Origin of the sequence: Ruoffia sp. FAM 20857 (assembly GCF_045528645.1) — a bacterium.
GTDB lineage: Bacteria > Bacillota > Bacilli > Lactobacillales > Aerococcaceae > Ruoffia > Ruoffia halotolerans.
This window is the reverse complement of record NZ_JBGQRB010000113.1, coordinates 1-817: the sequence shown is the minus strand read 5'-3', so window position 1 is coordinate 817 and position 817 is coordinate 1. Positions and strand designations below refer to the sequence as shown.

Annotated in this window: 1 protein-coding gene; it reads left to right on the top strand. The window is 37.9% G+C overall.

Annotation, left to right across the window (positions count from 1 at the left end; genetic code table 11):
- Positions 1 to 142: 142 nt before the first annotated feature.
- Positions 143 to 538, top strand: a complete 396-nt coding sequence (locus tag ACEN4N_RS11450) for an HTH domain-containing protein (protein WP_407094265.1) — start codon at positions 143 to 145, stop codon at positions 536 to 538.
- The last annotated feature ends 279 nt before the right edge of the window (positions 539 to 817 follow it).

The window sequence follows — 817 nt, the reverse complement described above, 5'->3', positions numbered from 1 at the left end:
CTGAGCCACACTCATTTCATTCGTGAACTAAGTTTATTTCTGTCATAATAATCGTAGACTCAAAGGTATAAAGACTAAATATTTGTAGACAATCCGTCATACGTTGAAATTTTTAGTGAACCAAAAAGAAAGGTGAGTAATCATGGGAATATATAGTCCAGAAGTCGTCGAAATATTGAAGCAATCACCGTATATAGAAAATGTGAGTGAGCATGTAATTCAATATGGTGATGCATTTAAACAGGAGTTTTATTGTTTATCTCAACAAGGCCACAAACCCAAGGATATATTTTTATCATTGGGTCTTGACCCAGCGCTCCTCGGAAGTAATGTGATACGGAGTTTTGTAAGGAGCATGAAGGATTTCCAGCCCGAATTAAATCAGGCAGGCCAACCAATCAGTATCACGCGATCATTGATTGAAAAGGATGAGGAAATTGAAAAACTAAAGTTTGAAGTGAAATTTCTAAAAAAAAAGAGGCTCATCGACTTGGGAATGTTTCCGAAAGAGAAGCCAAACGACACTACTTTAGACTGATTCAAGAGACATTTGAATCCCCAACTAACACGTGGACCATTGAAGCGCTCTGTCGTTTTTGTGGTGTATCAAAAAGCGGCTACTATCGATGGAAAAAGATTACTCAGGTGAATATTGAAAAGCGAGAACGTGAAGATCAAGTGGCTTTTTCTTTAATCCTAGAGGCATTTAATTACCGTCAAAAGCCCAAAGGACAGCGACAAATATTGATGCATTTAGCTCACAATCGCACCCCGATGTGCCGCAGTAAAATTCGTCGATTGATGAAGAAATTCAATT